The sequence below is a fragment of the Streptomyces paradoxus genome (assembly GCF_014202475.1).
GTDB classification, from domain to species: Bacteria; Actinomycetota; Actinomycetes; order Streptomycetales; family Streptomycetaceae; genus Streptomyces; species Streptomyces paradoxus.
Genome location: NZ_JACHGV010000006.1, coordinates 225,480 through 242,799, shown reverse-complemented (window position 1 = coordinate 242,799; position 17,320 = coordinate 225,480). Strand labels below are relative to the sequence as shown.

9 protein-coding genes and 3 pseudogenes are annotated in these 17,320 nt (G+C 70.6%); 1 reads left to right on the top strand and 11 read right to left on the bottom strand.

Annotated elements, in window-relative coordinates; all coding sequences use genetic code 11:
- Positions 1-47 precede the first annotated feature (47 nt).
- A complete protein-coding gene (locus HNR57_RS21460) occupies positions 48-2,309 on the bottom strand; it encodes an MMPL family transporter (protein ID WP_184561781.1) in 2,262 nt (753 codons plus the stop codon).
- Positions 2,310-2,431: 122 nt separating this feature from the next.
- Positions 2,432-2,644, bottom strand: a pseudogene (locus tag HNR57_RS21455) (TetR/AcrR family transcriptional regulator C-terminal ligand-binding domain-containing protein); the annotation flags it as partial.
- 610 nt (positions 2,645-3,254) lie between these two features.
- Here HNR57_RS21455 and HNR57_RS21450 point away from each other — a divergent pair.
- Positions 3,255-5,993, top strand: coding sequence for an AAA family ATPase (locus tag HNR57_RS21450; protein ID WP_184561777.1), 2,739 nt, complete (start codon positions 3,255-3,257; stop codon positions 5,991-5,993).
- Here HNR57_RS21450 and HNR57_RS21445 read toward each other — a convergent pair.
- From HNR57_RS21445 to HNR57_RS21410, 9 genes and pseudogenes are all read right to left on the bottom strand, one after another.
- Positions 5,944-7,026: an XdhC family protein gene (locus tag HNR57_RS21445; RefSeq protein ID WP_184561775.1), complete on the bottom strand. Its 1,083-nt coding sequence runs from the start codon at positions 7,024-7,026 to the stop codon at positions 5,944-5,946. The two genes, HNR57_RS21450 and HNR57_RS21445, sit on opposite strands and share 50 nt — an antisense overlap.
- Before the next feature lie 4 nt (positions 7,027-7,030).
- The gene (locus tag HNR57_RS21440) at positions 7,031-9,265 is read right to left on the bottom strand and encodes a xanthine dehydrogenase family protein molybdopterin-binding subunit (protein ID WP_184561773.1); all 2,235 of its coding nucleotides are present in this window, start codon (positions 9,263-9,265) and stop codon (positions 7,031-7,033) included.
- Positions 9,262-10,242: an FAD binding domain-containing protein gene (locus HNR57_RS21435; protein WP_184561771.1), complete on the bottom strand. Its 981-nt coding sequence runs from the start codon at positions 10,240-10,242 to the stop codon at positions 9,262-9,264. The genes HNR57_RS21440 and HNR57_RS21435 overlap by 4 nt, the downstream gene beginning before the upstream one ends.
- A gap of 2 nt (positions 10,243-10,244) precedes the next feature.
- Positions 10,245-10,850 (bottom strand): (2Fe-2S)-binding protein, encoded by a 606-nt coding sequence (locus tag HNR57_RS21430; protein WP_184561769.1) that lies wholly within the window; start codon positions 10,848-10,850, stop codon positions 10,245-10,247.
- Between the two features lie 80 nt (positions 10,851-10,930).
- Positions 10,931-12,919, bottom strand: a complete 1,989-nt coding sequence (locus HNR57_RS21425; RefSeq protein WP_184561767.1) for a ricin-type beta-trefoil lectin domain protein — start codon at positions 12,917-12,919, stop codon at positions 10,931-10,933.
- A gap of 35 nt (positions 12,920-12,954) precedes the next feature.
- Complete coding sequence (locus tag HNR57_RS21420) at positions 12,955-14,619, bottom strand: RICIN domain-containing protein (RefSeq protein WP_184561765.1); 1,665 nt, start codon at positions 14,617-14,619, stop codon at positions 12,955-12,957.
- 21 nt (positions 14,620-14,640) lie between these two features.
- Positions 14,641-14,850, bottom strand: a pseudogene (locus tag HNR57_RS40890) (class II fructose-bisphosphate aldolase); the annotation flags it as partial.
- A gap of 248 nt (positions 14,851-15,098) precedes the next feature.
- A pseudogene (locus HNR57_RS40885) lies at positions 15,099-15,307 on the bottom strand (hypothetical protein); the annotation flags it as partial.
- A 131-nt stretch (positions 15,308-15,438) separates the two neighbouring features.
- Complete coding sequence (locus HNR57_RS21410; protein WP_184561763.1) at positions 15,439-16,959, bottom strand: RICIN domain-containing protein; 1,521 nt, start codon at positions 16,957-16,959, stop codon at positions 15,439-15,441.
- Positions 16,960-17,320: the final 361 nt, after the last annotated feature.

The window sequence follows — 17,320 nt, the reverse complement described above, 5'->3', positions numbered from 1 at the left end:
GGTGCTCACCGCACACCATCAGACCGGGGGCCGCCGAGGTCTGACGCTCAGAACTTCACCAGTTCCCGCTCCTCATCCGGATCCGCACCCGTCGAATCGCCCGAGCCGGACGAGCCCGACGAACGGGCCGAGTCGCCCTGCGTCCGCAGCCCTTCCCCCTCGACATCCACGTTCGGCAGCACCCGGTCCAGCCACTTCGGCAGCCGCCACGCCTTTCTGCCGAGCAGAGCCAGGACGGCCGGGACGATCGCCATCCGCACGATGAACGCGTCGAAGAAGACCGCGACCGCCAGGCCGAAGCCGATCATCTTGACCATCGCCTCGCTGGAGCCGATGAAGCCGCCGAAGACCGCGATCATGATCACCGCGGCGGCCGTCACGACCCGCGCGCTGTGGTTGAAGCCGGTCACCACGGCCTGGCTCGCCTTCTCGCCGTGGATGTACGCCTCTCGCATCCGGGTCACGAGGAACACCTCGTAGTCCATCGCGAGGCCGAAGACCACACCGATCATGAAGATCGGCATGATCGCCACGATGGGGCGGGTCTCCTCGACGCCCACGAGGTCGGCCATCCAGCCCCACTGGAAGACCGCGACCACGGCGCCGAGAGCTGCCATCACGCTCAGCAGGAAGCCGAGGGCCGCCTTCAGCGGGACGAGGATGGAGCGGAAGACCACGATCAGCAGCAGGAACGCCAGGCCCACGACCAGGGCCAGGTACGGGATCAGCGCGTCGTTCAGCCTCTGCGCGACGTCGATGTTCATGGCTGTGGTGCCGGTGACCAGCACGTCCGCGTCCGTGTCGGCCTTGATCCCCGCGCCCGCGTCCCGGATGCCGTGCACCAGCTCCTCGGTGGTCACCGACGACGGCTCGGAGTCCGGGATCACGGTGATCGTCGCTGTGTCGCCCTCCTTGTTGGGGGCGGCCGGCATCACGGTCGCGACGTTCTTGAGGCCCTTGATCTGGTCGGTGACCTCGGTGAACGCGGCATCCGGGTCGTCGCTCGCCCTCGCGTCGACGACGACCACCAAGGGGCCGTTGAAGCCGGGGCCGAAGCCCTCGGACAGCAGGTCGTACGCCCGGCGCTGCGTCGTCGAGGTCGGCAGCGAGCTGTCGTCCCCGATGCCCAGTTCCATGGAGACGGCGGGGACGGCGACGGCCCCGAGGCCGACGACGCCGAGGAGCAGGACGGCGATCGGACGGCGTACGACGAACCTCGCCCAGCGCGTGCCCATGTTGGCCTTGGCCGAAGCGGCCTTCCGCGCGGCCCGGGCGCCGCCCAGGAACTTGCTCTTCTCGCCCGCCGGCTTGACCCTCCGGCCCGCGTAACCGAGCAGCGCGGGGATCATCGTCAGTGCGATGAGTACCGCGATCGCGACCGTGCCCGCGGCCGCGACGCCCATCTTCGTCAGCATCGGCATGTTGACCACGGACAGGCCCACCAGCGCGATCACGACCGTGAGGCCGGCGAACACCACCGCCGAGCCCGCGGTGCCGACGGCCCGGCCGGCCGCCTCCTCACGCTCGCGGCCCGCGGCCAGTTCGGCCCGGTAGCGGGAGACGACGAACAGTGCGTAGTCGATCCCGACCGCCAGGCCGATCATCGTGGCCAGCGTCGAGGTGGTCGAGCCCAGTTCGAGCGTGCTGGCGAGGGCCGTGATCGCCGAGACTCCGATGCCGACGCCGATGACCGCCGTCAGCAGCGGCAGTCCGGCCGCGATCAGTGAACCGAAGGTGATGACCAGGACCACCGCGGCGACCGCGATACCGATGATCTCGCCCGTGCCGGTCTCGGGCTGCGCCAGGAGTGCGTCACCGCCGACCTCCACGGTCAGCCCGGCGTCCCGCGCGTCCTGCGCGGTCTCCTCCAGGACTTGCCGGGTGCCGTCCTCCAGTTCCATGCCGGGGACCTTGTACTTGACCGACGCGTAGGCGATCGTGCCGTCCTTGCTGACGGCGTCGGCCTGGTAGGGGTCGGCGACGGAGGCGACCTCGGGGCCGTCGGCCAGCGCGTCGACGGTCTTCTGCACGGTGTTCTTGTTGGCGGCGTCCGTCATCTTCTCGCCGGCGGGTGCCTTGAAGACGACCCGGGCGGTGCCGCCGTCGGCGCTCATCCCGGGGAAGCGCTGTTCCAGCAGGTCGAAGGCCTTCTGGGCCTCGGTGCCGGGGACGGTGAAGGACGTGTTGCCCGCCGAGGGGGCGCTGGCCGCGCCGAAGCCCGCGAGCGCCAGCAGTGCCACCCATATGAGGGCGACGAAGTGCCGTCGCCTGAAGGCGAGTCGGCCGAGTCTGTAGAGGAACGTGGCCACGAGGGCGTACTCCCAGTCAGGTCGTGGGGTGTTCAGGGCAGGGGTGATCAGCCCGGCGGGGAGGCAAGGTTGATCGGCCCGACGACGTGAGCGGTCACGTCAGGTGCTGAATGCGGGGTTTGTCAGGCCGTGGGCGCGCCGAGGGCGGGGAGGGCCACGGCGTCGATGTACGCAAGGAGGAAGTAATGCGTCGGCGGCTGTGCGTCGATCAGCGTGTGGGCGGCGAAGGCGCCGCTCATCATGTGCATCGTGAACCTGATGGCCGGGGTGTCCGCACGAACCTCACCCCGGTCGACCGCCCGCCGCAGCATGGGGCGGTACTCCGCCATCACTGGGAGACAGGCGAACGGCCGGCCGCCGGGCACCCGCCCGCCGAGGCGATCGACCTCGTCTTCGAGGCAATCGGCGAGCACGCGCGCGAACGCGGCTTTCGCGGATCGTCGTTCATGAGCGGGCCGTCGGGTTCTCGGACGCGGCCCATCCGGTCCGCTGCCTGGGGGGCGGCTCACCGCAACAGGATCCGCACCCCTTTCACAAGACCTGCTGGACGCGCTCCGACGGATCCGATCGGGAAGCTGACCCCAGCGGGGACTCACGCGAGACCGGTCACCACGGCATCGCGTACCGGTTCGCGATAGCCGGCTGGGCGCGCGGCGTCAGGCTGGCGAGGAGCTCACTGACGGGGCCCACCTCGACCCTGGAGCGGATTGGTTTCATGGAAGTTCGTCATCCCTGTTCGACGTGCACCGGGGACCCCGCGAGAGTCCTCGGGCTGGAGGCAGACCCGCCCAGGCAGCCAGAGGCCACCTTCACAGAAAGACCGGTCGTTCTACCTCTCGACAGTAGCTCCTCCGGGGTTTTCGCGCCACTATTCGACCTGATTGAGAGGTCCCTCACTCATCCGCCATTGACAAGAGCGCGGCCCGCCGGAGGTAGCCTCCCCACATGCTCTACGGGCGGCAAAGGGAACTCCAGGCACTGAGTCGGCTTGTCGCCGAGGCCGGTGCGGGCCGGGGCGGAGCGCTGATCGTGGAGGGGGATGCCGGGGTCGGGAAGACGGCGCTGCTGCGGCGTGCCGTTGCCGCGGCCGGCAGCGGCACGCGTGTACTGACCTGCTCGGGCGTCCAGGCCGAAGTCGCCCTGGCCTTCGGTGGACTGCAGCGGTTGCTGACGCCGCTGCTCGACCGGTTGCCGGAGCTGCCGGACGATCAAGCCGCCGCGCTGCACAGCGCGTTGGGCCTGTCCACCGCACCCGCTGCGGATCTGCTGGTCCGCACAGCCGTGTTGTCCCTGCTGGACCGGGCCGCTGCACGCACCCCCCTGCTGCTCGTCGCGGACGATCTGCACTGGCTCGATCCGGCCACCGCCGGTGTGCTGCTCTTCGCCGCCCGCCGCATCGAGGGCCGTTCCATCGCCTTCCTCGCCGCTGTCCGTGAAGTCGGGGAGGCCACCGGGGACCTGCCACAGCTCACGCTCCGCGGGCTCGCCCCGGACGCCGCGTCCGCCCTCCTCGACGAGCACGGGTGGGGGACGCCGGGTCCGGCCAGGCGTGCCGTCGTCGCCGCTGTGGGAGGAAACCCGCTGGCGCTGGAGGAACTGGTCCGGCTCGGCAGTCCGGCGGAGGTCGCGGAGAAGGTCGTGCTCACCGGCACCGCCCCGCTCAGCCTGCGCCTTCGCGAGGTCTTCGCCCAACGCACCCGGGAACTGCCGGAATCCGCCCGCACCCTCCTGCTGGTGGCGGCGGCGGAAGACAGCGGCCACACCGGCACCGTGCTCGCCGCGGCCCGACGGCTGGCGGTCGACGCGCAGGCACTGGACGTCGTGGAGGCCGCCGGGTACCTGGAGGAGGTGCCGGGTGCCCGGCTGCGCTTTCGGCATCCGCTCGTACGGGCCGCGGTGTACGCCGACGCCTCCGCTCGCCGACGTGCGCTCGCGCATCGCGCGCTCGCCGACGAGCTGGCGACACAACACCCGGAGGGCGGGCAGCGCGAACGGGCCGTATGGCACCGCGCGCTCGCGGCCACCGGCCCCGACGAGCGGCTCGCCGAAGCACTGGAAGCCGGCGCGGAGACGGTGCGCCGCAGGGGCGGACTCGCCGCGGCCGCGGCCGTACTGCACCGGGCCGCGCTGCTGAGCCCCACGGAGCAAATGCACACCAGGCGGCTCGCCGCCGCGGCCCACGCCGCCTGGAAGTCGGGCAGCCCGCAGCTCGCCCACCCGCTGCTGAGGGAGGCACTGTCCCGGCCTGCGGACGACGGGACTCAGCTGGAGCTCGACCGGCTGCGGGGCATGATGGAGCTCTGGGGCGGCGATCAACAGGCGGCGGTGGCCCGGCTGTTGGACAGCGCCGCCACGCTGGCCGGCCGGTCCCCCGATAAGGCGGTGACTCTCGCCTTCATGGCGGTGGACGGGGCGCTGCGCGCCGACCGGACGGACGAGGCCCTGCGGGCCGCGCGGCTCATCGAGGCCGCCGGCGTTGAGGATCCCGGGTATGCCCGGTACGGGAGCTGGCTGGCGGACGCGGTCGTCGGCCGTCCCCGGGACAGGTTGACCCCCTGGCAGATCCTCCAGGCCGCGCCAGAGGGCCTCAGCCGCAACGATGCGCACCTCCACACGTGGCCTGCCGCGCTGGGCCACCTCGGGGCCTCCCCCCGGATCGCCCGGTCCTTCATCGTGGAAGCCTGCGACCATTTCGCCACGTCCGGCATGCTGGCGGTCCGCGGCCTGCTCCTGTCGTGGCTTGCGGACCTGGAGTACCGGACCGGGCTGTGGCCCGAGTGCGAGGCGCACGCGCAGGAAGGTTTGCGGATGGCCCGGGACGTCGGGCAGCCCGTCCTGGAGGCGGATCTGCTCGCCGTGCTGGCCCTGCTGTCCGCCGGGCGCGGCGAGGCGGAGGATTGCCGCGGGTACGCCGAGCGCGCCCAAGCTCTCGCGGTGCCGCAGGCCAACAGGTCGGCGGCGGGCACCGCGCAGTGGGCGCTGGGGCGGCTGTCCCTCGCCGCCGGCGACTACGCGGAGGCCTGTGAACGGCTGGCGGCGCTCGGCGAGCCAGGCTCACCGTTCGCCCACAGCCGGGTGGCCCGGCAGGCCGCCCTCGACGTGGTGGAGGCGCACGTGCGCGCGAACCGCAGGGAAGCCGCCGAGCAGTCGGCGCGGGCGTTCGAGGAGTGGGCGGGCCAGACCACTCTGGTCTGGCCCGAGCTGGCCCGGCACGGCATCCGCGCCCTGCTCGCGGAGGACGACGCCGCGGACAAGCACTTCCAGGCGGCCCTGTCGGCCGCGGGCGCGGCGGACGCTCCGCTTGCCCGGGGGCACACCGCGTTGCTGTACGGGGAGTGGCTGCGGCGGAACCGGCACGAGGGCGAGGCCAGAGCACAGCTGCGCTCGGCGCTGGACACGCTGGAGGGTCTCGGGGCGCGGGGCGAGGCGGAGCGCGCCCGCGCCCAGCTGCGTGCGGCGGGTGGTGCGCCACGGCGCCGCGGCGGCGATCCGTCGGCTCGGCTGACGGTCCAGGAGCTGCAGGTTGCCCGGCTGGCAGCGGAGGGGCTGAGCAACCGGGAGATCGGCGCGCGGCTCTCCTTGAGCCCGCGGACCGTCGGCTACCACCTGTACAAGGTGTTCCCGAAGCTGGGCATCAGCAGCCGCTCCCAACTGCGCGACGCGGACCTGGATGCGGTTGGCTGACCCGTACGGCGACGAGTTGGGCCGCGATCGCCGTGGCCACCTCGGCCGGGGTGCGGCCACCGAGGGGCAGGCCGATCGGCGAGTGGATCGCGGCGCGCCCCGCCTCGCCGAGTCCGGCGTCGCGCAGTCGTGCGTCCCGGTCACGGACCGTCGCCGCCGAGCCGATCGCGCCCAGGTACCCGACGCCCGCCTCGGTGGCTTCCAGCAGCGCCGGAACGTCGACCCGCGCATCGTGCGTGAGCACCACGACGGCGGAGCGGCCGTCGAGCGCGCCTTCGCCGCGCAGGGTATGCAGCCCCGTCTGCGGCAGTCCGGGAAGCACCTCCACACCGGCGTCCCGTGCCTGCGCCGCGAAGACCGGGCGGTGCTCCAGGACGATCGGCCGGTAGCCGAGTTCGCCGCCGATCCGGGCCAGGGGCCCGGCCACCGGCGTCCACGTGACGATCGCCAGCCGCGGCGGGGAGGCATGTGCGGCGACGAAGACGTCCGGTTGCGGACCGGAGACGAGAACCGCGGTGCCGCCCTCGGGCAGCAGGCTCCGCGCCGCCGCCTCGGCATCGCGGTCCACCTCGCCCGCGCCGAGGCTGCCCTCCCGGCCGCCGTCGGGCAGCACGACCAGGTGCCGGGAGCCGGCGCCGCGCAGCCGTATGGCGTGCGCGGCGGGGCGCCCGGCCTCGACCGCCGTGGCCAGGACGGGCAGCCACCAAGCGCTGTCCGGCGGCACCGGCTCGATCCAAACCGTGACCGTGCCTCCGCAGGTCAGACCGACGTCGAACGGTCCACTGGCGGGTCCGGCGGGGCCATAGCGGCGCAGCACGGGGCGGCCGTCGCGCAGCACCTCCTGCGCCGTCGCGGCGACGTCGGCGTCGACGCAGCCGCCGCTGATCGCGCCGAGCGCCGCGCCCGCGCCGTCGACGGCCATCGCCGTGCCCACGGGGAAGGGTGTGCTGCCGGCCGCGTCGACGAGGGTGGCCAGGGCGAACGGCCGGGACTCGGCCCACCACCCCGCCAGCTGCGGAAGAATGTCGCGCATGACGTCATCCCACCAGCTTGTCGGGGGTGATGGGCAGGTCGGTGATCCGCCTGCCGGTGGCGTGATGGACGGCGTTGGCGATGGACGCGGCGACGCCGACCGAGACCACCTCGCCCATGCCCTTGCTGCCGTGCGGATGCGCGATGGTGTCGGGCTCGTCGATGAACAGCACCTCGATGTCGGGGACATCGGCGTTCACCGGGATGTGGTAGTCGGTCAGCGCGGCGTCGACGTACCGGCCGGAGACCGGATCGGGCGTCAGCTTCTCCATCAGCGCCCAGCCCATACCGAACACGATGCCGCCCTGGGCCTGGTTCCTGGCCGCCTTGTGGTTGGTGATCCTGCCGACGTCGAAGACCGCCACGTGCCGGGTGACACGGACCCTCGGCAGGTCCGGGTCGATCCGCACCTCGGTGAAGTGCGCGCCGAACGTGGCCACGGCGTGGGAGGTCCGGGGGGTGTAACTCGCCTCGGCCACCACCGGCTTGCCGTCGTGGCGGGCAAGCAGGGCACGATACGTCTCCCCGCGCTTGGTGTCGTCCCGGTGGAACAGCCGCCCGTCGGCCGCCTCGACCTCGCCGTCCGCCAGCCCGTACAGGGGCGAGTCCGGGTCGGTGACGGCCATCCGCACGGCGGCCCGGCGGGCCTTCTCCGCCGCGAGGTGGACGGCGGAGCCGGTGTAGCCCGTGGTGCGCGAGCCGGCGTTGCCCGCGGTCCTGGGCAGGTTGGTGTCGCCTGCGCGGACGGACACCCTGCCCAGGGGAACCCCCGTGCCCGCCGCCGTGATCTGGGCGACCAGCGTGAGGGCCCCGGTGCCGATCTCCTGGGTGGCGGTGCGCACCTGTGCCGTCCCGTCGGCGCGGATCTCGACCTCGGCCCGGGCCCGGTCGGGGATTTCCCCGCGTACGGCGGTGGCCATGCCGTAGCCGACCAGTTCGCCGCCCTCGCGCATCGAGCGGGGCTCGGCCGTGCGCCGGGCCCATCCGAAGCGCTCGGCTCCCAACTCGCAGGCCTGGAGGAGGTGCTTGGCGCTCCACGGTTTGCCCGTCAGCGGGTCCGTGTTCAGGTGGTTGCGGCGGCGCAGCTCCAGTGGATCCATGCCGAGGCGGTAGGACAGCTCGTCCATGGCGCTCTCCAGGGCGAAGGAGCCGGGGGCGTCACCGGGGGAGCGGAGGCTGATGGACGGGCCGATGTTCACCTTCGCGATCTTCGCGTCCACGGCCAGGACCGGCGCGGCGTAGGAGGAGGCGGTGGAGATGATGGCGGGCTCGGGCCGGTCACCGCGCATCTCGGTCGCGTTCACCGTGTCGTGGAGTATCACGGCGAGCCTCCCCTCCCTGCCGGCACCGAGCCGGATGCGCTGAACGATCGGCGGCTGGTGGCCCGTCGAGGTGAACACCTGCTTGCGGCTGAGCACGAGTTTGACGGGGCGTCGGACCACCCTGGCCGCGTGCGCGGCGAGCAGGGAGTGCCCCCACACGTCGGTCTTGTTGCCGAATGCCCCGCCGACCAGCGGGGACAGCACCCGGACGCGTTCCGGCGGCAGCCCGAACACGGCGGCCACGACCTCCCGGTGGCCGTGCACGTCCTGGCTGCAGTCGTGCAGCGTGAGCGTGCCGCCCGACCATTCGGCGACCACGGCGCCCGGCTCCAGCGGCACGTGGCTGAAGTGCGGCACCCGATAGGTGGAGTCGGTACGCACGTCCGCGCCGGCCAGCGCCGCCTGCGGGTCGGCGCCGGGCGGGAGCACCAGGTGCTGCGGCCATGGCGGGCGGATGAGGCGTCCGTTCGCGGTGTAGGCGTCGGGCATTGCCTCGTCGAGTGTGGGCACGGACGCGTCCACCTCGTAGTCGATGTCCACGAGCGACGCCGCGTGCAGGGACTGCTCCAGGTTCTTGGCGACGACGATCGCGAGGTGCTGCCCGTAGTAGGTGATCTTGTCGTCGGCGAGCGGGAAGCGATTCTCCAGGTAGCCGGTGTCGGCGGGGGTGCTCCGCCACGGCATCCGGTCGCGGTGGGTGATGACGGTGAGCACGCCGGGTGCGGCCAGGGCCCGGGTGGTGTCGATACGGCGCACCCTGCCCGCGGAGATCGTGCTCGTGACGACGGTGGCGTGCGCCATGTCCCGCAAGCGCACGTCCGCGGTGTAACGGGCCGATCCCGTGACCTTGTCACGCGCCTCGACGCGGTTGACCGGCGCGCCGATCCCGGATTCGGGAACCTCGGTCCTGGACGTCATCGCGCACCTCCGAGTTCGGTGAGGGCCCGCTGCACGACCGCTTGGGCCAGGCTCACCTTGTACGTGTTGTCGGGGCGCGGGGCCGCGCCTTTGGTCGCCGCGCGGGCGGCCGCGTCGATGGCGTCCTTGCCGAAGGGACGGCCGAGCAGGGCGTGCTCCGCCGCCCTCGCGCGCCAGGGTTTGGGTGCGACGCCACCCAGCGCGATCCGGGCCGAGCGGACCGTGCCGCCGCGCACCTCCACGGCGACGGCGGCGGACGCCAGCGCGAAGGCATACGAGGCGCGCTCGCGGAACTTGACGTAGTGAGAGTGCGCCGAGGAGGCACGGCCCGGCAGCTCGACGGCGAGGATGATCTCGTCGTCGCGCAGCATGACTTCACGCTCGGGTGTGCGGCCAGGCAGCCGGTGGAAGGCGTCGATCGGGATACGGCGCTCCCCACGGGGTCCCCGGACGACGACCTCGGCGTCGAGTGCCTGGAGCGCGACGGCGCAGTCGGAAGGATGGACGGCGATGCAGGAGCCGCTGGTGCCCAGGATGGCGTGCCTGCTGCTGTCACCGTCCAGTGCCGCGCAGCCGGAGCCCGGATCGCGGCGGTTGCAGGCGAACTCGGGCTGCCGGTAGTAGGGGCAGCGCACCCGCTGCAGGAGATTGCCGCCGAACGTGGCGCGGTTGCGGATCTGCGGGGACGCGCCCGAGCGCAGCGCCTCGACGAGGGCGGGGAAGCCCCGCACGATCCGCTGGTCGTCAGTGGCATTGCGGCACAGCGCGCCGATGCGCAGCCCACCGTCCGGCAGGGCGGAGATCTCGTCGAGAGCGAGCCCGTTGACGTCGATGAGGTGGCTCGGCCGCCGGATGCCGTCGCGCATCAGGGTCGTCAGATCGGTGGCGCCAGCGATCACCTCTGCCCCGGGGTGACGAGCCAGGAGACCGACCGCCTCGCCGACGCTGCGTGCGTGGACGTACTGGAACGGCTCCACGACTACCGCCCCTTCGCCATCGTGTCCGAGGCCGACGCGATCGCGTCCCTGATGTTGCAGTAGGCCGCGCACCGGCACAGGTTGCCGCTCATGGCTTCGGGGATGCGGTCCTCGGTGATCCCCGGCTGCTCTTCGAGCAGCGCGACAGCCGACATGATCTGCCCGGAGGTGCAGAAGCCGCACTGGAACGCGTCGTGGTCCATGAAGGCCTGCTGCACCGGATGCAGGCGGTCGCCGTCGGCGAGGCCTTCGACGGTGGTGACCTCCTGCCCGTCGTGCAGGACCGCGAAGGTGAGGCACGACAGGACGCGCCGTCCGTCGAGCAGCACGGTGCACGCTCCGCACGCCCCCTGGTTGCACCCCTTCTTGGGGCCGGTGACGCCGACTTCGTCGCGCAGAGTGTCGAGGAGGCTGCTGCGCGGGTCGACGGCGAGCTTCAGGCGCTCGCCGTTGACGATGAGGGAGAGTGATCTCGTCGCGTCGGCGGCTGAGGCGGTCTCCGCACCCGCCGCGGACAGGTACGTACCGGCCGCGACGGCGACTCCGACGGTCAGCCCACCGGCCACCACGGTGCGGCGACTGGGGTGAGGGGACACCTCGTCCGGCATGGAGTGCCCTGCCTTTCTGATCGGGCCTTCAGCCTCCGTCCCGGTCGTCCCGGGTACATCTGTCACTTCGACTGGTCCCGTCAAGTGGGGGTCCATTTCTGGTTGCTCTGGCCGTTGCAGGTCCACAGGATCAGCCGGGTGCCGTTGGCGGTAGCCGCGCCAGAGGCGTCCAGGCACAGGCCCGAGAGGTTGTTGGTGATGGTGCCGCCGGAGTTGACCGTCCACTTCTGGCTGGTGCCTCCTGTGCAGTCCCCGATGACGACCTTGGTGCCGTTGGCGTCGGCGTCGAGGCACTTGCTGCCGTAGACGACGAGTTCACCGCGCGAGGTGTGGGTGAAGGTCTGGTTGCGTCCGCCGGAGCACTCCCAGAGTTGTGCCTGGGTGGAGTTGACGTAGGTGTTCTTCTCGATGTCCAGGCAGCGGTCGGACGCGGAGCCGACGAGGGCCAGGCCGTCGGCGCCGGGGATGCCCTGGACGCGGAGGGCGTCGATGTCGGGTGCGGTGCTGCCGGAGATCGCGGCGAACTTCACGGTGTTCGCGCCCTTGGCCAGATGCGCGAGCACGGAGACCGTCCGGTAGGTGGTGGCCGAGCCGGTCGGCGGGAAGGCCACGACGTACTTGTACTGGCCGTTGACCTGGATGGTGGCCTTACGGGCGGTGCTGCCGCGGTTGGCGTAGGTGATGTCGACGAGCTTGGTGCCCGCTGTGGAGGCGGTGACATTGCTGAACGTCGGGGTGGTGGCGGTGGTGGTGTCCTCGTAGGTCGAGCCGGAGGCCTCGGTGCCGGAGACGGTCAGCAGGACCGCGTCGTTCGCGGGGACTGACGTGGTGTAGCCGGTGCCGAAGGAACCGGCGTCGGTGCGGGTCCAGGCGTTGCGCACGGAAGCGGACGCCGGCGTCAGACCGAGGTCGGCCCAGCGGACGGTGATGTTCGCGGCGGAGCCGGTGCGGTTGAACAGCATCACCGCGCGCTTGCCGGTGCCGGCGAGCACCTTGCCGTACACCTGAAGGTCCCGGGTGTCCTCGGCGACCTTGACGCCCTGCAGACCGCGCTGGTCCTGGTTGACGGCGAGGACTTCGGGGTTGGTGAGGATGTCACGGGTCTCCGTGCTCATGGTGGCCAGGTTGTTGCCGGCCAGCAGCGGGGCACCGGCGATCGACCACAGGCTCATGTGCAGCCGGTTGCGTGCGGCGGTCATTCCGTTGACGCCGACCGTCAGCATGTCGGGGTCGTTGTAGTACCCGGTGTGCTGGGCCGCGGGCTGCAGAGCCTCGTCGAAGTTGTGGTACATCTTCGTCAGGCTCGGAGACTCCTTGGGCTGGAGGAGGTCGTGGCTGGTGCGCCACAGGTCGCCGTAGCCCGTGGCCCAGTTCCAGGGCCGTCCGGTGCCCCACTCGCAGAACGACAGCACCAGCTTGCGGCCGGTCACCGCTGAGGCGGCCTCGTTGGCGGCGGCGATCTGCTTGTACGTGGTCTCCTGGTCCAGGCCTTCCTCCTTGCCGCCGCACCAGTCGATCTTCACGTAGTCGAAGCCCCAGCGCTGGAAGGTCTCCAGGTCCTGCTGGTAGTGGCCCTCCATACCGGTGTTGGGCGCGGCGGGCCGGGTGGTGGGGTAGTAGTAGCCGCAGCCGTTCTTGCCCGCGTCGGTGTAGATGCCGGCCTTGAGGCCCTTGCCGTGGATGTAGTCGGCGATCGCCTTCATGCCGCCCGGCCACAGGTTCTCGTCTACGACGATGTTGCCGTTCGCGTCACGCTGGCCCTGCCACCAGCCGTCGTCGAGGTTGACGTATTTGTATCCGGCGGCGGCCATCCCGGAGAAGGCCAGGGCATCGGCCTGCTGCTTGATCACGTTGTGGTCGATGCTGCTGAGGAAGCCGTTCCACGACGCCCAGCCCATCGGTGGCGGAGTGACATCGTTCTGATGAGTACTCACGGCAGCCGGTTCGGCGGTCAGGGGCGACGAAGTCTCCGGCCGGTCGAGGGACGCCAGGCCGGCGACGGCGAGTCCGGCGGCGAGCACCTGGGCGATGACGCGGCTGGTCCAACTACGTGCAGCGGTACGGGACATGCGGCTCTCCAGGGGAAGGGAAGGCTGACACGGTGCTACGGGGTGAGCAGGGCGAGGTTCACGGCGTCGGCCATCGCCTGATAGCCGGCGTCGTTGGGGTGCAGGTTGTCGCCGCTGTCGTAGGCGTCGTTGAGGGCCCGAGGGTTGCCGGGGTCCTGCATTGCCTTGTCGAAGTCGATGACGCCGTCGAAGGCGCCGCTGGTGCGGATCCATTGGTTGACGGCTTGGCGGACCTTCTCGCCGTCAGGCGTGTAGTAACCGGCGCCCTCGTAGGGCAGGATCGTCCCGCCGATGATCTTCACACCGACGGCGTGGGCTTTGTCGATCACCTTCTGCATGCCGTTCTGGAGGTCCGCGGCGGTCAGAGGGGTCGATCCGTTGGAACCGAGGTTGCCGCCGATGTCGTTGACGCCCTCCAGCAGGATCACGCTCTTGACGTTGGGCTGGCCGAGAACGTCCTGGTCGAATCGGGTCTGGAGGCTGGGGTTGTTGCCGTTGACGTCTGTCAGTACGCGGTTGGAGCCGATGCCGGCGTCCACGACGCCGAGGGTGGGGCCGCCGGGAGCGGAGTTCATGCGCTGGGCGAGGTAGTCGGGCCATCGGCGGTTGGCGCCCCAAGTGGAACCGACGCCGTCGGTGATGGAGTCCCCGACGCACACCAGTGTTCCGGTGGCGGTCGAGGAGATGACGTCCAGGCCTGCGAGGAAGAACCAGGACCATTTCCTGGTCGGGTAGTTGCCGAGGCCGTCGTCGGTGACGTGGTTGCCGACGGTGGAGACCCAAGCATCCTGCTGTGCCTCTGCGTGCCAGGTGGTGCCCGCGGGCGTTCGCGGCAGATGGAGGCTCACGAGCTGGTCTGTGTTCGCGGCCACGTCCATCGGGATCGGATCGCTGGCGACGTCCTGCCCGGCGGGGATGGTGACGGAGGCGCTGCCGTTGAAGGTGACGGTGTGGTGGGTGCGGGGGACGGCGGTGCCGGGGGTGCTGCCTTCCTGGGCGAGGTCGACGGCGTCGATGGTCAGGGGTGCGGTGCCGTAGCGGTTGCTCAGTCGGACGCGGAGCTTGGACCCTGCGACGGTGGTGTGGGCGACCATGCGGATGCTCTGATTGGTGAAGGAGGGGCCGTTGGACATCAGGCCGGCGGTGTAGGTACCGACCCGGGTGAGCGGGGTGAGGGCCGGCGTGAGGGTCCAGCGCTGGTTGGCGCCGCCGTTGGACGGCCACTGGATGATCTCGTTGCCCTCTTTGTCCAACGACTCTTTGTTGTCGACGAGCAGGCCGCTTGCGGCGTTGGCAAGGGTGTAGCTGCCGCCGCCGACGGACTCGATCTTCCATTGCTGGTCGCCGGAACCGTTGCAGGTGTTCTGGACGAGCTGCGGAACGGAGTTCTGCGGGTCGGGAACGTCCAGACACAGGCCGCTTTCGGCGCTCCTGACGGTATAGGCGCCGGAGCTGGTCCGGGTCAGCAACCATTGCTGGCTGGCCCCGTTTTTCGACGGCCACTGAACGACGGGTGTGCCGGGGGCGGTCGAGCCGTATCCGACGTCCATCAGTTGGCCGCTCGCGGCGTTCGTCAGGGTGTAGACGGTGCCGGAAGCGGGTGCAGCTGGCGCCGCGTGGGCCGTAGCGGCGGTCCCGGTCAGGGCGCAGGCCACAAGGCCCAGGCCGACCGGGACCGCGAGATGTCTGGTTGTTCGCATGAGAACTTCCTCCCTGAGTGTTCATCCGGCCCGGAGCAGGTACAGCAGCCGCGCGGCCTCCTGGGCCAGCGCGGCGCGTCCGGGGGCGAGGTATTTGCGGGTGTCGACCTTGGCGGGGTGGTCGGCGAGGTCGGCGTCACCGACCCCGGAGGAGCCGTGCAGGACCAGCGGTACGGGTACTGCGGCGCGGAGCCGGGTGATGAGGTCGAAGTCCAGTGCGGCCGTGCGTTGCAGAAGGGGGGGTGAGCAGATCTGATGGCGTCGGCGCTGGCCACACGAGCAGAGGATCGGCGAGGTGGATGACGCCGTCGGAGGTGGCGAGGTGGCGCGGAGACCCCTGGACTACATGGGATCTCCGCCACCTTCCTAACCGGGGAGCTTCCGCTTCTGGTTGCTTCCGCCGTTGCAGGTCCGGATGCGAACCTTGGTGCCGTTCTTCGTGGCCTGCTCAGGGACGTCCAGGCACTTGCTATCTAGCTGCGCTGCGGCTCCGGGTAGTCGACCAGCAGGCGGCTGTTACCGCCGCCGCCGCTGATCGCCCCGATGCCGTCGAAGGTCCGGCCGCCGGACGTCCCGTCGACCGTGATGTTTGTCGTTGGGCCGCCGCGGCCGGCGTCGGCGGAAGGGCGAGCAGTGAGGGGCAGACCACGAGGACTCCCAACAGGGCACGAGGAACCGATCTGGGCATGGTGTCGCTTCTCGCGTCGGTGACGGTGAGGTACGCGAGCATGTCCGGGGAGCGCCCGACGCGAGGCGCGGACCGGGGTGGGCCCGGGCCTGGCGTGCGGTGGAGCGCATCAATGTGTCGTCCCAGGAGGTTCAGGCCTTGGGCCGCGTGAACTGCTGGTTGGTGCCGGTACCGCAGGTGTACTGGATGAGGCGGACATCGTCGTTCTTGGAGCCGGCCGGAACGTCCAGGCACTTGCCGCTGTGTCGTGCAACCAGGCGGTAGTAGCCGTTGCCCCGGTCGTCGAACTTCCACTGCTGGTTCTGGCCGCTGCCGCAGCTGTACTGGTTCACGAAGGCCTCGTCCGCGGTGGACGCATGCTCGACGTCCAGGCACTTGCCGCTGTGCTGGGCGAGGATGCGGTAGTAGCCGTCGCCTGCGCCCTCCAGACGCCACTGCTGGTTGAGGCCGCCGTTGCAGGTGAATTGGACGACGGGGGCCTTCTGGGTATCGGGGGCGTCGGCGGAGGATGTGTGGTCGGCGGAGGAGTTGTCCTTGACGTCGACGCACTTGGTGCTGTGCCGGGCCACGAGGTTGTAGGAGGGGCCGCCGCCCACGCCCTTGACCGTCCCCGCCGCCGTGTCGATTTCGACCTGGGGGTACCAGGGCAGGTTCATGGTGGTCTTGGTCGGGAAGGTCAGGGGCAGCCAGACGTACGTGGATTCGTTGACCGGGCGCCTGCCCCTGATGTCGGCGCCGGCCCACCGGTCGCCCATGTACAGGTACGAGGTGCCCGACGTGCCTTGGATGGGCAGGACGAACGAGGTCTGGGAGTCGTAGGCGATGTCGTTACCGACATCCTTCATCTCCGACCAACCAGTGCTGAGGCTGGTGGAGGTGGCGTACTTCTGCTGGTTGGGATTCCAGCCCCTGGTGCCGGAGGTCAACATGAAGTAGACACCGTCTCGCTTGAACAGCGCCGGGGACTCCCGATACTGGCCCGGCCAGGGGTTGGCGACCAGGGCGACCTCTTCCTTCACCCTGTAGTTGGTGTCGTACCCGGTGAAGGCGTAGTTGAGCTTGTAGATGCGCAGGTCGGCGTTGTCCTTGGCGGCCGTGGCGTGGTAGGCGGTCTCATTGCCGTTCGCATCCTTGTCGACGAACAGCGTCATGTCCCGGGACTCGGTGCCGCTCGGCGGCCGGAAGCTGCTCTGATAGTCGTAGGGGCCCTCGATCGTGTCGGAGACGGCGACGGCGGCGCGGGCCTCGCGGTAGTCCGTGGCATTCTCCTTGTGCATCCACATGACGAACTTCTTGGTGGTGCTGTTGTAGATCACCTTGGGACGCTCGATCTTGGCGGACTCCAGCTCGGGATCGCTCGCCTCGTTCAGGGCATCGCCCGCCCACTCCCACGTCCTCAGGTCGGACGACTTGTAGACGGAGACGGCCTTGAAGGTGTCGTCCGGGTGCCGGTTCTCCCCGAACCAGTAGTAGTAGCCGTTGTGCTTGATCACCCCGCCACCGTGGGCGTCGACGGGATCGCCGTTGGTCCCGGTGAAATCGATGGGATTGGTCAACGTGACCGGGGCGGCATGGGCGGGCGGCCCGGCCACCAGGAGTGCGAGCACGCCGGCACAGGCGGCCGGCAATGCCTTGAGAACACGTCTGAGCATCATTGCTCCTTCGTGAACGGGAGGGCGGCTTCGGGAAGGAGGTCGAACCCACCCTCGGGCGGCTCTTGGCCCCATTCGTCGATCTGCGCTGGGCCTGATCGAGAATGAGGGTTGGCCCCACCCCGGATCGGGGCTGACAGGATGTGCGAGGTGGGGCCAAGATCGAGGGATCGGACGTCGGGTACGTCCGCTGTCGGCCTTCGGCCGAGTCCCGTTCAGCGGACTTCCCGGAGGTGTTCAACGGCAGCTCGGCAGGAGCCCGGCGCGGCCGTTGCCGCGGCCGACGACGCCGTCATCGGCGCCCCGCCGGCGGCTACTGGTGCGGGACGGATGGGGTTCGCCGGCTGAGAGAGCGGCTCAG

Bases quoted from the DNA above. Each gene is read 5' to 3' on its own strand.
- HNR57_RS21450 (WP_184561777.1), top strand. From the start codon at position 3,255: ATGCTCTACGGGCGGCAAAGGGAACTCCAGGCACTGAGTCGGCTTGTC.
- HNR57_RS21445 (WP_184561775.1), bottom strand. From the start codon at position 7,026: ATGCGCGACATTCTTCCGCAGCTGGCGGGGTGGTGGGCCGAGTCCCGG.
- HNR57_RS21440 (WP_184561773.1), bottom strand. From the start codon at position 9,265: ATGACGTCCAGGACCGAGGTTCCCGAATCCGGGATCGGCGCGCCGGTC.
- HNR57_RS21430 (WP_184561769.1), bottom strand. From the start codon at position 10,850: ATGCCGGACGAGGTGTCCCCTCACCCCAGTCGCCGCACCGTGGTGGCC.
- HNR57_RS21425 (WP_184561767.1), bottom strand. From the start codon at position 12,919: ATGTCCCGTACCGCTGCACGTAGTTGGACCAGCCGCGTCATCGCCCAG.
- HNR57_RS21420 (WP_184561765.1), bottom strand. From the start codon at position 14,619: ATGCGAACAACCAGACATCTCGCGGTCCCGGTCGGCCTGGGCCTTGTG.
- HNR57_RS21410 (WP_184561763.1), bottom strand. From the start codon at position 16,959: ATGCTCAGACGTGTTCTCAAGGCATTGCCGGCCGCCTGTGCCGGCGTG.